This is a genomic window from Bacillus halotolerans, assembly GCF_001517105.1.
In the GTDB taxonomy this organism is placed as follows: Bacteria; Bacillota; Bacilli; order Bacillales; family Bacillaceae; genus Bacillus; species Bacillus halotolerans.
In genome coordinates, this window is record NZ_LPVF01000008.1 from 822,864 (window position 1) to 836,769 (window position 13,906).

Sequence of the window (13,906 nt, forward strand, 5' to 3'; positions counted from 1 at the left end):
TCAATATCTTCAGGGAAAGAGCAGCGATCCGGTCAATATCCTTCACTCAGCACCGTCTGCCCGCTCTGTTTCTGAAGCAGCGCCTCAAGATGGCGTTCAAAGGATTCCTTGTCTGCCCCCTGCTTCTTGACTATGCCATTCATTAAGCTGATGCTTTCGGCATTGTATTTCGTATATTGTTTTTTCAGCTGATCCAGCTGTTTTCTTGTTTGTTTAGCGTTTTTCGGTGTGACTTGATTGATGAGAGCGATCATGCTGCCGGTAATCTCAAAAAAGGTGTCTCTATTGTCTTTAAGCTGCTGATTCTCATTGCGGCTCTTTTCTTGATTGCGGGTTTTCTGAAGCATTGCGAATGCCTCTCTGTTTTGTTTTTTGAGCCGGCCGTTTTCGAGTTTAATGGATTCAAGATTTTTCTTCGCTATATCTGCTTCCTCTTCTGTCATGCTGCTGCGAATGAAATATTCAGGGTTGCCGATCCCATAATCAAACGTCTCGCTTACGTGTACCATAGAACTGAAAACAACCGCCAGCTGCATATCGTTTGATAGGGTCTGAAAGTCTTGCTTTTTCTTGCTGCCCAGTGATTTTATCATGCTTTGTTTGATCGCCTTTTGATCATGATGGGCGGCGGTCTGAACATTGCTTTCGCTTTCACATGCGCTCATCGCAAGAACAGCGACCAGCAGGCTTATCAACAAGCCTATTCGCCTCATGCTCTGTCTCCTCTCTGCTGAAACTCTTCTGGAAAATGCGGCAAAATATAGTTAAATCGTACCAGATATATGATGTGTCAGCAATAAACCAAAAGTATTATTTGACCTGTATAGAACATAAACATTTTGTAAAAATTGACCGCGGTTCCATCCTTTTCTATGCGGTTTCTCGTACAATAGAAGTATCGTTACTGGGGAGGGGCTCTGCAGATGAAACGTTTTACGAAACAAGAAAACAGCTGGGTTGTATATGACTGGGCTAACTCTGCTTATTCCATTGTCGTCACAACCGCGGTATTTCCGTTGTTTTATAAATCAGCCGCTGCGGAAGGCGGTGTCAGCGCTGCTCAATCAACTGCTTATTTAGGTTATACGATAGCGATTTCTACCTTTATTCTCGCCATGCTCGGCCCGATTTTAGGAACCATCGCCGACTATGAAGGCTGCAAAAAAAAGTTCTTCGGCTTCTTTGTGTCAGCGGGTGTCGCCAGCACCGCGGCGCTTGCCTTTATTCCAAGTGAACATTGGCTGCTTTTGCTGCTGTTCTACACCATATCGGCTGTCGGTTTTTCCGGCGCCAATGTATTCTACGACGCCTTCCTCGTTGACGTCACGCCTGAGGAGCGAATGAATCTCGTCTCCGCCCGCGGCTTTGGCTTAGGCTATATCGGCAGCACGATCCCATTTATCCTCAGCATCGCCGTGATCCTGCTCGCACAGGCAGAAACGATTCCGATGTCTGTGTCTGGCGCAAGCCAGCTGTCCTTTTTTATAACGGCCGCTTGGTGGGGGCTGTTTACCATTCCGATGCTGAAACACGTTCATCAGCGCTATTACATCAAAAGAGAACCCCGCATCATAGCCAACAGCTTTAAACGCCTCGGGCAAACGATGAAACGGATCCGGCAGTACCGGGCGCTGTTCCTCTTTCTGCTCGCTTATTTCTTTTATATCGACGGAGTCGGCACCATTATTACGATGTCGACGTCCTACGGGTCAGACTTGGGCATCAGCTCCACAAGTCTCCTGATCATCCTGTTTGTCACTCAGGTCGTCGCCGCGCCGTTTGCCATTTTATACGGAAGACTGGCGGAGCGCTTCACGGGGAAAACAATGCTGTACGTTGGCATCGTCATTTATATGATTGTCTGCCTATATGCGTATTTTCTGGAAACGACGCTTGATTTCTGGATTCTAGCCATGCTTGTCGCCACCTCGCAGGGCGGCATTCAAGCATTAAGCCGCTCCTATTTCGCCAAGCTCGTCCCGAAACACCATGCAAATGAATTCTTCGGCTTCTACAACATTTTCGGAAAATTCGCCTCGATTATGGGGCCGCTGCTCATCGCCGTTACCGCCCAGCTTACCGGAAAATCATCGACCGCGGTGTTCAGCCTGATCATTTTGTTTGTGATCGGCATTGTGATTCTTGCCTTTGTGCCGGAAGAAAACAGCACCAATGTCAGCCATCACGAAAACGACCTGCCCCTTTGACTGGAGCAGGCCGTTTTTTTATTTATTCGCTTTATTCACCTTAAGCTTTTTCCCTTTGACGGTTGTATCCTTCATGGCTTTGAGAACACGAGGGCCTTTTCCGTTTAAAATTTCTACGTACGAGGCGTTATCCATGATCGTAATGATGCCAATGTCATCAGCTGACACACCATCAATTTTGGCAATCGTCCCGACAAAATCAACGGCTCTGATTTTCTTTTTCTTTCCGCCGTTAAAATACAGCTTCATAATGTCTTTATTCAGCTCTTCGCTTTTGTCCTTTTTGATTTTCGGACGGTCGTTCAGTTTAGCGAGAAAATCCGGTTTCTTTTTTGCGACATCCTCTTGCGATGGGGCTTCCAATTTCTGAATCCCAAATCCGATATAGTCTTCTATTTCAGTCAGGAACCGCTTTTCAAACGGCGCCACAAATGAAATCGCTTTTCCCTGATTTCCGGCTCGCCCTGTCCGTCCTGTACGGTGTACGTAGCTTTCTTTCTCAAGGGGCAAATCATAGTTGATGACAAGGGCGATATTTTCGATATCGATCCCCCGCGCGGCGACGTCTGTCGCGACTAAATAACGGTACTCGCCTCTTTTAAATTCATTCATGACGTCAAAACGGTCTTCCTGAATCATCCCGCCGTGAATTTTATCGCATGGATATCCTAAGTCATCCAATTCATCGGTCAGCTGATTCACATGCTCTTTCGTCCGGCAGAAAATGATGCAGCTGTCCGGGTTCTCAGTGATGAGTACATCCTTCAGCAAAGAAAACTTATTCTCTTCTCTGACTTGAATCACCGCATGTTCAATATTCCTTGTGGTGAGGCCGGCCGCTTTGATTTCGATATGCTCTGGTTTTTGCATATATTGACGGCTTAATTTCTCAATATCCTCTGGCAGCGTCGCAGAAAACAGCATCGTTGTACGCTTAACCGGGAGATGCTTGATAATCGCCTCCACCTGATCGATGAAGCCCATATTCAGCATCTCATCCGCTTCATCAATAACCAGATAGGATAGGCGATCCAGCGGCAGCGTGCCTTTTTCAATATGATCCAGGACGCGTCCCGGTGTGCCGACAACGATATGGCTTTTTTGCTTCAGCTCGGCTTTTTGTTTATCAAAAGATGATTTTCCAAAGACAGCTGTCGCTTTGATTCGTTTAAATCTTCCGATGTTCGTGATATCCTCTTTTACTTGCACGGCAAGCTCACGGGTCGGCGTCAGCACCAGTGCCTGCGGTTTGTTTTCGTCCCAATCCGCCAGCTCGCAGAGAGGAATGCCAAACGCAGCCGTTTTCCCGCTTCCCGTCTGTGATTTGACGACAAGGTCTTTTCGTTCAAGGGCTGCCGGAATCACGTTTCGCTGCACCTCGGTCGGTTCTGTATACCCCAGTCCTTCCAATGCTCGTAAAATGTCGTGACTGATTTGATAGTTTTTAAAATGACTCATGTATAAACTCCTGTCTCTTGCAGATGTTCTCATTATACTCTAATTTCCGGCGGCGTATGTGTTTTGCTGAAAAATGACGTTTTAGAAACCATCAATCCCCTGTCTTTTTAGTTCCTGAACGGCCAATCGCGCCAGTGCATCGGCCCCTGCGCGGTTCGGATGAAGCGTATCGCCATCCATATAAAGCGCGAGCGTTTTTTCCGGACCGATCGATGTAAAGTATGCCGAACTGAGGACATTCAAGTCAATGAGATGTGTTTTTTCCTCTTCGGCCAAAGCCAAAATAGAAGCCCTGTACCATCGGTTTACAGACGAATGGATGCCTTCAGAAGTAAAGTCTGTCGCCCGGCCTTGCGGTGTTGAAAGAATCACGTCCGCGCCCTTCGCTTTCACCTGGCGGATCATATCACGCATGATGTCCTTAAACTCAGCTTCAGATTCATTATGCTTCGGGTTTGTATCGTTAATGCCGAGCTGCAACATAAAGTAATCTCCCGGTTTAATGTACTTCAAGATCGCTTCAAGCTGTCCGTCATTTCGAAACCCTCTCGCAATCTGCCCGCCTGACGCCATGTTTCTCACTTGAAAGGTATGCTTGTCGACATAGTGAGGCAGCATCTGCCCCCAGCCCGCCTGCTTGCTGCTGTTGAGCGGATAATAATTGCACACCGTCGAATCGCCGCCGACATAGATCGTTCGGTTTGTCACCGGCTGATCAGACAATTTCTTGATCTTCAAGGCGCTGAGCGTAAAAGCCGTACCCGTCTTGCCTTCAGTCACCAGCAGATTCAGCTGCCCGTCGGTGACAGGAATTTGGAACGTATCCTCCGCACCGTCTCCCGTCATATTGATGACCTGATACACACCCTCCGCCGCCACGCTTGCCCTCGCCGTATTGCCCAGCGTCACCTTCACCTCATAAAGACCATTTGGAAGATCCACATTAAACGTGTTGTCGCTTTTCGTCCCATACGCCAAAAACTGAACCGCATCACTCTTCACACCCGTCCCGGATGCCGCCACATCCTTCATATATTCCGGCGTCTGAAAACCGTAGCCCTTTGACGGGTTATAACGGTCAGATGCCCTGACACCAATGTAATCAGGCTCAGCCGAACCGCTCCCAAAGTCAAACTGATACACCTTAAGCTCAGATGCCTTTAAACTCTCCGCCCCGCTGAAACCCAACAACAACATCATCACAAAACCCGCCGTTATCCATTTTTTCATTAAGAATCCCCCTATATGAAAACGCACTCATTAATGCATACTCGGTGATTGTTTCTTTATGATGACTGAATGCAGAAAAAAATTGCATTGACAAAAGAAAAGGAAGATTTTATTATATCAATAATTGATATATCATTAGTTGATATAAGAAATGAGGTGACCGCTTGCCAAAGCAACGTCCGCAGGAAATGGATCAGCTTACCGATCCAGCCTATTATATTGTCTTAACCTTGCTGGAGCCAAAACACGGATATTCGATCATGCAGGAGATTGAGGACATGACCGATGACTCCTTTACGATCGGCCCAGCTACCTTATATACATTGTTAAAGAAATTATTGCAGGAAGAGATCATTGAGCTTGTCAACAATGAAAACCCGCGCCGCAAAGTGTACCAGACAACCCTGCATGGCCAAGAATTACTCAAAAAAGAAATTCAGCGCAGAAAGGTGATGGCTGAACACGGCGAACGCGCTTTTCAACAATTGAAAGGAGATCAGTCATGAAACAGAAAAAATATATGGTGTCTGAAGGCTTGGCTTTTTCAGAAGAAAAAGATATGAAGAAACTCAGCGATATGGCCAGCAAAGGCTGGATGCTCGATTCTTTTGCGGTTATGGGGTATAAACTTAGAAAAGCTGAGCCGCGGAAGTTGATCTACAGTATTGATTATCATGATGTTGGGGAAGAAAGCTTGGCGGAATACACCGAGATGTTTGAAGCGGCCGGGTGGGAACGTGTTTGCTCTTCACGAGGTATGCATATCTTTTCGGCTGAGCCTGGGACTTCGCCGATATACAGTGATCAATCCACCATGAGAGAGAAATATAAAAGAAGTGAAAAAGACATTCGAAATGTCACCTGCACCTTGAGTTTCCTGACTCTCTTGTCCATTGCACTCCATTATTTGACCGGATTATCAAATTGGGTGCCTTTGGCTTTCCTGGTTGTGACTTTTCCGTTTCTCGTGACATATGCGGCAACAAAAGCAAGAACGCTTGGAAAGTGGGGAAAATCAGTGTGACTTCTTGTCACACTTGATCACATCCCAACCTCCGCAATAGAAGCTTATTTGGTCTTCTTCGTCATACACATAATAACGGAGTCTTTCCCATTGATCGTCAGTCGGTACAATCTCCAACTCAACCCCATTGATGGATTCAAGGTCATCCAGCTTTGATGCACTAATGTTTTCAAACCGCAATTGAATGTCACAGGTTTGAGCAGATAGTTTTCATTCAAACACAGGAATATGAATATAACGATCATCTTCTTTCATATAGAAAGAAAACTCGTTTAATGTAAATGGGCCTGTAACCGCATCAGAAAGATGCTTTTTCAATTTCTCGTATTGTATGATATTCAAATGAATTCCCCCTATTTTTAGTTACCGCCAACCATATAGATGTCCGCAGCATCGTATTCAAACCACATGATCCGTTCGCCCGAGTCCGTCAGGCACTGGAGTTTGCCTTCGGAAAAATGGTTTTTATCCGGTTGAGAGGCAGTGATCAGAAAAACATCATCATTGATAGAAGCTAACAGAAGAGAAAATCTGCAATGCTCCGGCCTGCTTCATGTACTACGCATTGGAAATGAAATTGCCTTTTCGCCAGCTTCGTCACTTTGTAAGCATAGCCTTTGAAAAACTCTGACAGGTCTTCTATAAATGAACCACTCGTTATCACCTGTATCATGATTCGCTCATAGGCAAGCCCCTGCCAAAAACGATAAAAAGACTCAGCATCTTCAAGTTCGCATGACATAACGGTTTGGTCAGGCTTAAGCTCGATCATGTCCAAATTGCCAATACTGCTTATAGAGGTTTTTTTCATAAAATCCTCCTTATCAGTTGGATAGCGCAGCGCAAATCTCTTGTCTGACTTGCTCATACAAAAGAATGTGATGATACAAATCAGTATCGTTTTTGATCATATCCGGCGGGATGTCAGGATACAGCTCAAAAAAGCTTTTCTCCAACGAATGCCGCTGATGCCGGGGCATCCTTTTATTCGCCAGCACATAACCCAAACTGCCGGCAACAAGCATAAAAAACTCATATATTTCCGCTTCAAAGCCGTACAATTCATCGGGATACGGCGTTTCTTCAAGCTCTTGCTGTCTTTTTCTCAGTTTTTGAAGCACGCTGATCCTCCTCTCCCTATTCAACTTCCATCACCTCATATTGCCGGCAATAAAAGCGGAACGTCTACTCTTCCCATTCTTCCACAAGGTACATCCCTTGCGGCTGCATTTTAATATTAAGAAACCCATCAGACAGATCCGTTAGGGTTTCCATATCTCGTATCGTAACGGCTGAAACGTCTTTGAATGTGACAACAATCGAACGGGAATGATAAACAACTGATAACTGAATCGTATAAATGGTACCAAGAACGTTATCTGCTTCCTGATAAAGACGCCATTTCTTGATATGCTGAAACATAATAGGAGAAACTCCAGAAATACTCAATTTTGATTCCTCCGTTGATGCTCTCCTATACTCTATACTCACAGTAAGGCTTCAAATCAGGAAAAGCATCCTTCATCAGTCTTTCTATATTTTTATCGGTCACTGTAAATATAATATCGGTTGAATCAAAAAAACCGACTTCACCAAACACATTCTTTCACAGGGGAGATATAATCATCTTCATAAAAGTCAGCATTCCCATCAACAAACGGAACTTGTGTTAAATCATACGGTATCGTCTCTTTAGGCACAGCAGTTAAAATAGAAAATATCACATAAATCTCAAATTCATTTAATATACGATGAAATTCCTCACCTGTGATAAACAGATAGTCTTCACGCTCGCCGATGATATCGTTCCAATGATTCTTATCCTCCGATAAATCCATCATATTCAAAATATCACCAATGACCCAATGATACTCAGTAATAGGGAGAGGGAATTGTTTGAAAAAATCATTTAATAGAAAAAGATCAGAAATCGCATATTCCAGACAATACCTGCTCATGTTTTACCTCCACATCATTAAAGACACATGTTAAATGACAAACTCATCTATCTTGAAACAGGATAGGCGGATATTTATCTATCGCCTTCAATAACTCTTCACCAAACACAGTGATGGTACATTTCCACGGATCACCCAAAATCCCCCAAGAAAAATCCTGATGAAAAAAGAAATAATAGTCTCCGTTTGGAAATACCGGAACAGGCCATTCGCCAAATTCATCCTTAGGCATTGTCTGATGAGGGCTAAAGATATAGCCGTCATGCTGCCAATCTAATGCGTACATCAGATCGTTCTTCCCAGTACATGATTGAAATGCTTTTAAAATAGTAGTCTCTAAATCACTCAGCACTCCGCTTACATCATTACGACCAGCTTTACTGCTCATCCCGCTCGAGATATCAAACACTCGATATGGATCAGGCGGGATGATGTGATGACATCTGCTTCCGGGCTTCCATTTTATGAGCTGGTTCACTTCTGACCAGATGCTGTCTTGTTTTGTCTGACTTAAAGTGCGCCAATTCATCATGATCTCATCAACACCTTATTGGATATCCTGCTTATAAACACCAGAAGAAGTCACTGCGTAAACAGCGTTACTTGTCAGTTTCAGCTGTTGAACGTCTAGGGCTACACCGTTCGAGTCACAGCATGTTATCTCTTCCATCTCTTGACTCACATCGGTAGAAATCAAATAAAGAGACGGCTTAAGATCTGCTCTGTAACAGTTGACCGTCCCGACCCAAAAACCTTCTTTAGATACTGTGAGTTGATCATATGCTTCTGATTTAGGTGCTTCATCCGACAGAATCCACACCCGTCTCACAACGCTTTCATCAAATGCGGCGACTGCATCTCCGTAATACAGCATATAAATCAATCCGTTTTTTTCTGCAAGCCCATAACATTCATCTACAGCCGGTGCATCCATTTCTTCAAGCTTTCTATCAATATACATTTCCTTCTGCTTACCATCTAACGTAAAACACCACACACTTTGGCCGTTGGGATTCTCATCATGATAAATCCCTTCATCACATAAACCGACCCAAAGGTGTTGTTTCTCATCCAGAAGACAGCAGGAAACCCCTGAAGGCAAGCAAAAAGAAGTTTTCACCCTTCCCTCTTCTGAAAAAACCTTTACCTTCGGCTCATACGATTCGTAATAAACCAAGACATAGCCATCTGCACATTGTTGAAAGAGCAGAATATCGCTGTATGCAATCTGCTCTTTCACTTTAAAATCCCGAACTTCACCAGAAGGATCAAAGATTGAAACAGTGATATCACCTTTCCCTCCTTTTCCAATGTAGACACGTTCCTGTGCATCGGCATGGATAAAACAATCTTGGGTTTTCGTGTTGATGATTTTATTCATTTTTAATTTTTTCATTGGTTATGCTCCCAGATTAGAAATGAAGTGATAAGAATAAGCCATTTATTAGCTATTAGTAACGGACAGCCTAGTTTCATTAATCGTTTTGATATAAAGCTACTTTCCAATTCAGTCTTAAATCGCGATTACGTTGTCTTTTACATTTCGTCTGGCAGCTGTTATGTTGTATAAGAAAAGAGAGGCTGACAACCTCTCTTTTTTTATTTAGTGTTTAATTGGTATGCATAAAATGATTGATCATCAAAGCAAACCGTTTCAGCTTCTATAGCAATCAGCATTCTGTTCATGTCAATGAGAAAGTTAGCATTTGATTGATACTCTGGAATTACAGAATTGGATAGATTCCCGATTCCCTCCGGGTGATAACTCATTTCAAATACTTGCCAATTGTATTCTTCCGGATCTATTTTTTCCAATCTTATATCTCCGTCACCTCCATTGAAATAAACAGATGCTACATTTTGAAATATAATATTATGCGTATATTCAGCTTTATTTTGAACAACATGAATCTCAATTAAGAGTTCTTTTTTAAACACATTAAAGTCAATTTGAAGTACAATGCACCCCCCATCTATATAATCAACCCATTCATTAATTGTTTTGTACATTGTCATCTCCTACCTCTTTTTAATCAATAACGCCTTACCATCAAGCAGAATAAACAAATTACTCCGTATATAGTTTTATCCAATCATTTAAATCATCTGTTGAATGCAAATAAGTTTCCGCAGAGTCTTTCAAATCAATCCCGCTTAGAAGGATTAACATATCCCAGACTCTATCATCTTCTACCTCGGGGTCATCCGCATAAACATAAGAGCCCGCCCAATCTGACACTTCTTCTCTTGATGTTTGTTCATTTAAGACACTTTTGATTTTATTTATGCATTCTATTAGCTTTGGCTCAGTCAAAATTGATCACCGCGCACATCGTCTTCATTTTTAATCACCGACAATTCTTTTTTACTAAAGCTTTCTGACCATTCAAATGATCAACAGGCAATACTTTATTCGTTCTAATTGAAGAACAATCAGGAAGATCACACACAAAAACGTCAAATATTGCTTAGTATTTGTTAAATTATGTTTAGAACATTTTCTCTATTTCTTAAACCTATTCTGATAATCTCAGAATCTGTTATTTCTATATGACAGAAGACAAGATTCGGTATCTTTAATAAATTTTTTTCTGTTAACTGAACTCTGCTCAATATATCTATTAACTCAACGTTTTTTGAGTAATATGATATTCTCATGAGCAACAATTGTATTTTTTATCCTCTGCTGAAGTTTTCATAAATGAATTTTTTATATTTAAACAAAGTATTTGTTTTTCATTCGCTGAGTATCCACAATCATCCCTGTCTTTATTTGAAACTGAGTAGAATACGTTTCATATTGTTTATTTTCTATATTTCACAGTCCAATGATTCACCCAAAAAATTGAAATAACTGTGTTATTGATTTAACATGTTAGCGCCATTGGAATATGATTACAATATTTTTCTAGAATGTTTATGTTATTTTAAGAATAAAAAAAGGCCACTTAGGCCTTTTACATCTTCAATCTCAAACTTGTTCTATATTATTGTCCTCAGCCACCACTTCCGCCTTCCCCTGCCTCCTGACAAGCGTCAAAGCCATACCCGCAAAGATCATTGCAATGCCGAGTGTCTGAAAAAGATCCGGGCGAAATCCCGTAAACACGGTATCGAGCACGATCGCGACAGCGGGGTCGAGGAAGACAATGACCGAAATAAATTTCGTTGATAAAAATCGCAAACTGTCAAAAAACAGCAAATACACAATACCTGTATGAATAATACCAGTGGAGACGACCATAATCCAGTTTCCCTGAGACAGGTTTGCAAAAGCGCCGAAGTGAATAAACGGAATCAGGATGATCACCCCTAAACCGGTTTGCAGGAAGGTGGTCGTGTAAGGGCTGAGGTTTTGAATGCCTTTTCCCAATAAAGTGGTGAACGCATAAAACAGTGCGGCGAGAACGGCCCAAATGATTCCTGATCCCATCAGCTGTGTCAATGAAGTGCTGCCGTTAATCCCGGAAATCAGCGCCGTTCCAAGAAAGCAGATGATAATGGAGCTGACGGAGATCACATTTAATTTTTCTCTATAGATAATACTCCCCAGGAGAAGAACAAGCACAGGTGCAAGGTGGTATACAGAGATGGCAATTGTAACTGACGTTTCTTCAAAAGACTTAAATAAGAAGACCCAGTTGAATACCAGAAAGAAACCGCAAGCTAAAGTTTGCAGGACTTCCCGCTTGCTCCATTTTTCAGTTTTATGCTGACCGGACGCCAGCCAGCAAAAGCTTAAAAATAGCGTCGCGCAAAGGCAGCGGACAAAGACCAATTCAAATGACTGCAAATTGGTATGCTCAGAGAAAAAGCCGATGGAACCGAAAATCACCATAGAAATGACCATTTTCAGCACGGCTGCTGATTTTTGTTTTTGTAATATGAGATTTTGCTGCATCAAATGCCTCCTAGTATAGCTATCTGCAGATATAAGAGAAAATCCTCTTTTTTACATATTGATACTATTATAAAGGAAGCTGTTCCATAAATCACCCAGAGTTATTGTACGAATCTATACATAAAAAAAGCGCCTTGCGGGCGCTTTTTTCTTCTTATCTATCGAACAATTAATACAGGACAAGTTGATAATTGAGACACTTTATGGCTGACGCTTCCAAGCATCATTTCTTTCAGGCCGCTGATGCCCCGGCTTCCTACTACGATCAGGCTGACGCCTTTCTCTTTTGCGGTATTTAAAATTTCATATGCCGGCTCTCCCTGTGCGTAAATGATGTCGGCTTGAACGCCGCTCTCGGCCGCTTTCGCTTTCGCGTTCTCAAGGATGTGTAAGCCTTCTTTTTTCACTTCTTGCCTGATTTCATCAATAAAATGTTCTGGTACATAGACAATCCCGGTCAGAGAAGAAGTCGCTACGACGGCTTCTCTCCCCACATGAAGGATGCTTAGTTCTGCCTGCTGTTCTTTTGCCAGATGCACTGCGGCATCAAGGGCTTTTGCACTCATTTCTGACCCGTCAATCGCAACTAACATTTTGTTAAACATACGCTTCCCGCCTTTCGGACTGTGGGTGGTTCATCTTTCTCTTTTATTGTCCGCCTGCTGTCTGTTATTGTCAATTGCGGTGTATGTTTTTTCATAAAGTTGTCAGAGACTTTCTCCGTTTGTGGCAATGACCTGCTGATACCAGCCGAAGCTTTTTTTCTTGATGCGATTCAATGTTCCGTTCCCCTCATTGTCTCGATCAACATAAATGTAGCCATAGCGTTTTTTCATTTCGGCAGTGGACGCGCTGACAAGGTCAATCGGTCCCCATGATGTGTATCCGATCAGCTCAACGCCGTCAGCAATCGCTTCACGCGCTTCCATTAAGTGGTCCCGCAGATAGTCAATTCTGTAATCATCGTGAATAGAGCCGTCCTCCTCAACTTTGTCTGCCGCGCCAAGGCCGTTTTCCACGATAAACAGCGGCTTCTGATAGCGCTCGTATAACGTGTTAAGCGTGATGCGCAAGCCTTTCGGGTCAATCTGCCAGCCCCATTCTGATGATTTGAGATAAGGGTTTTTCACGCCACCCAGCAGATTGCCCCCTGATTTCGCAAGATCTTCAGGATCGGTGCTCGCCGCCATGGACATGTAGTAGCTGAATCCGATGTAATCGACCGTATGTTTTTTCAACAATTCCTCATCGCCTTCAGCCATTTCAATTTCAATATTGTTTTCTGCCAGATAGCGTTTCATATATCCCGGGTACGCGCCTCTTGCCTGCACATCTGAGAAGAAAAGTGTTTTGCGCTCATTCTCCATTGCCGCGAAGACATCCTCTGGCTTAGAGGTCATCGGATAGGTTGTTGTCGCGGCGATCATACAGCCAATTTTTGAGTCGGGAATGATCTCATGCCCCGCTTTGACGGCAAGGGCGCTGGCGACAAACTGGTGATGTGCGGCCTGGTACATCGCGTTCAATTGATGTTCTCCTTCTTCAAAAACAAGACCGCCGCCTGTAAACGGCGCATGGAGGACCACATTAATTTCGTTGAATGTCATCCAGTACTTCACTTTGTGCTGATAGCGTTTGAAAACAGTTCTGGCATAGCGTTCATAAAACTCTATGACTTTGCGGTTCTTCCAGCCGCCATAATGTTTCACAAGACCGAGCGGCATTTCATAATGAGAGATGGTCACGACTGGCTCAATATGATGCTTTAACAGCTCATCAAACAGGTCGTCATAAAATTTGAGGCCTTCTTCATTTGGCTCCTCTTCATCGCCATTCGGAAAAATTCTTGTCCACGCAATCGAAGTGCGGAACGCTTTGAAACCCATTTCTGCAAATAAGGCAATATCCTCTTTATAACGATGATAAAAATCAATTCCGGTATGATACAGATTTAAAGAAGTCATCGATTCATCAAATGGAGACATGATGCCGTTCGGTGATACATCAGCTGTCGAAAGTCCCTTGCCGCCCTCGTTATAAGCACCCTCAACTTGGTTGGCAGCAACCGCGCCGCCCCATAAAAATCCTTCTGGAAATCGTTTTGCATTTGCACTCATTACAGTTCACC

The 13,906-nt window shown here is 43.2% G+C and carries 16 protein-coding genes and 3 pseudogenes; 3 read left to right on the forward strand and 16 right to left on the reverse strand.

Translation table 11 applies throughout. The features are described from left to right. Positions 1 to 32 precede the first annotated feature (32 nt). Positions 33 to 713, reverse strand: a complete 681-nt coding sequence (locus tag AU387_RS06610; protein ID WP_059335237.1) for a hypothetical protein — start codon at positions 711 to 713, stop codon at positions 33 to 35. A 210-nt stretch (positions 714 to 923) separates the two neighbouring features. On the opposite strand from AU387_RS06610, the gene AU387_RS06615 reads away from it, so the two are divergent. Then, on the forward strand, positions 924 to 2,207 hold the full coding sequence (locus AU387_RS06615; protein ID WP_059335238.1) for an MFS transporter: 1,284 nt from the start codon (positions 924 to 926) through the stop codon (positions 2,205 to 2,207). A gap of 18 nt (positions 2,208 to 2,225) precedes the next feature. Here the strand turns inward: AU387_RS06615 and AU387_RS06620 are convergent, their stop codons facing one another. Next, positions 2,226 to 3,665 (reverse strand): DEAD/DEAH box helicase, encoded by a 1,440-nt coding sequence (locus AU387_RS06620; RefSeq protein WP_059335239.1) that lies wholly within the window; start codon positions 3,663 to 3,665, stop codon positions 2,226 to 2,228. A gap of 81 nt (positions 3,666 to 3,746) precedes the next feature. Beyond that, positions 3,747 to 4,895, reverse strand: a complete 1,149-nt coding sequence (locus AU387_RS06625; RefSeq protein ID WP_059292216.1) for a rhamnogalacturonan acetylesterase — start codon at positions 4,893 to 4,895, stop codon at positions 3,747 to 3,749. A gap of 164 nt (positions 4,896 to 5,059) precedes the next feature. On the opposite strand from AU387_RS06625, the gene AU387_RS06630 reads away from it, so the two are divergent. Next, a complete protein-coding gene (locus AU387_RS06630) occupies positions 5,060 to 5,401 on the forward strand; it encodes a PadR family transcriptional regulator (RefSeq protein ID WP_044160040.1) in 342 nt (113 codons plus the stop codon). Beyond that, positions 5,398 to 5,919 carry a DUF2812 domain-containing protein gene (locus tag AU387_RS06635; RefSeq protein ID WP_059292215.1) on the forward strand — a complete coding sequence of 174 codons (522 nt, stop codon included), beginning with the start codon at positions 5,398 to 5,400 and terminating at the stop codon, positions 5,917 to 5,919. The genes AU387_RS06630 and AU387_RS06635 overlap by 4 nt, the downstream gene beginning before the upstream one ends. Positions 5,920 to 6,129: 210 nt before the next feature. Here AU387_RS06635 and AU387_RS20400 read toward each other — a convergent pair whose 3' ends face one another. From AU387_RS20400 to bglH, 13 genes and pseudogenes are all read right to left on the reverse strand, one after another. Beyond that, a complete protein-coding gene (locus AU387_RS20400; protein WP_063623096.1) occupies positions 6,130 to 6,261 on the reverse strand; it encodes a hypothetical protein in 132 nt (43 codons plus the stop codon). Positions 6,262 to 6,278: 17 nt separating this feature from the next. Then, a pseudogene (locus AU387_RS06640) lies at positions 6,279 to 6,730 on the reverse strand (hypothetical protein). A 13-nt stretch (positions 6,731 to 6,743) separates the two neighbouring features. Then, on the reverse strand, positions 6,744 to 7,040 hold the full coding sequence (locus tag AU387_RS06645; RefSeq protein WP_059335240.1) for a YxiJ family protein: 297 nt from the start codon (positions 7,038 to 7,040) through the stop codon (positions 6,744 to 6,746). 64 nt (positions 7,041 to 7,104) lie between these two features. Beyond that, complete coding sequence (locus AU387_RS06650; RefSeq protein ID WP_232460826.1) at positions 7,105 to 7,368, reverse strand: hypothetical protein; 264 nt, start codon at positions 7,366 to 7,368, stop codon at positions 7,105 to 7,107. Positions 7,369 to 7,508: 140 nt separating this feature from the next. Continuing rightward, positions 7,509 to 7,877, reverse strand: coding sequence for a hypothetical protein (locus AU387_RS06655; RefSeq protein ID WP_232460827.1), 369 nt, complete (start codon positions 7,875 to 7,877; stop codon positions 7,509 to 7,511). A 43-nt stretch (positions 7,878 to 7,920) separates the two neighbouring features. Continuing rightward, complete coding sequence (locus AU387_RS06660) at positions 7,921 to 8,409, reverse strand: DUF2716 domain-containing protein (protein ID WP_082687847.1); 489 nt, start codon at positions 8,407 to 8,409, stop codon at positions 7,921 to 7,923. 15 nt (positions 8,410 to 8,424) lie between these two features. Continuing rightward, positions 8,425 to 8,874 carry a hypothetical protein gene (locus tag AU387_RS21690; RefSeq protein ID WP_082687860.1) on the reverse strand — a complete coding sequence of 150 codons (450 nt, stop codon included), beginning with the start codon at positions 8,872 to 8,874 and terminating at the stop codon, positions 8,425 to 8,427. 72 nt (positions 8,875 to 8,946) lie between these two features. Further along, positions 8,947 to 9,273, reverse strand: a pseudogene (locus tag AU387_RS21695) (DNA-binding protein); the annotation flags it as partial. A 203-nt stretch (positions 9,274 to 9,476) separates the two neighbouring features. After that, positions 9,477 to 9,893 (reverse strand): YxiG family protein, encoded by a 417-nt coding sequence (locus tag AU387_RS06670; RefSeq protein ID WP_059335243.1) that lies wholly within the window; start codon positions 9,891 to 9,893, stop codon positions 9,477 to 9,479. A gap of 52 nt (positions 9,894 to 9,945) precedes the next feature. After that, positions 9,946 to 10,191: pseudogene (locus AU387_RS06675) on the reverse strand (hypothetical protein); the annotation flags it as partial. Positions 10,192 to 10,848: 657 nt separating this feature from the next. Beyond that, positions 10,849 to 11,778 (reverse strand): DMT family transporter, encoded by a 930-nt coding sequence (locus tag AU387_RS06680; RefSeq protein WP_059335245.1) that lies wholly within the window; start codon positions 11,776 to 11,778, stop codon positions 10,849 to 10,851. Positions 11,779 to 11,936: 158 nt separating this feature from the next. Further along, positions 11,937 to 12,383 (reverse strand): universal stress protein, encoded by a 447-nt coding sequence (locus tag AU387_RS06685; protein ID WP_044160046.1) that lies wholly within the window; start codon positions 12,381 to 12,383, stop codon positions 11,937 to 11,939. A gap of 102 nt (positions 12,384 to 12,485) precedes the next feature. After that, a complete protein-coding gene (gene bglH, locus AU387_RS06690) occupies positions 12,486 to 13,895 on the reverse strand; it encodes an aryl-phospho-beta-d-glucosidase (RefSeq protein WP_059335246.1) in 1,410 nt (469 codons plus the stop codon). Positions 13,896 to 13,906 lie beyond the last annotated feature (11 nt).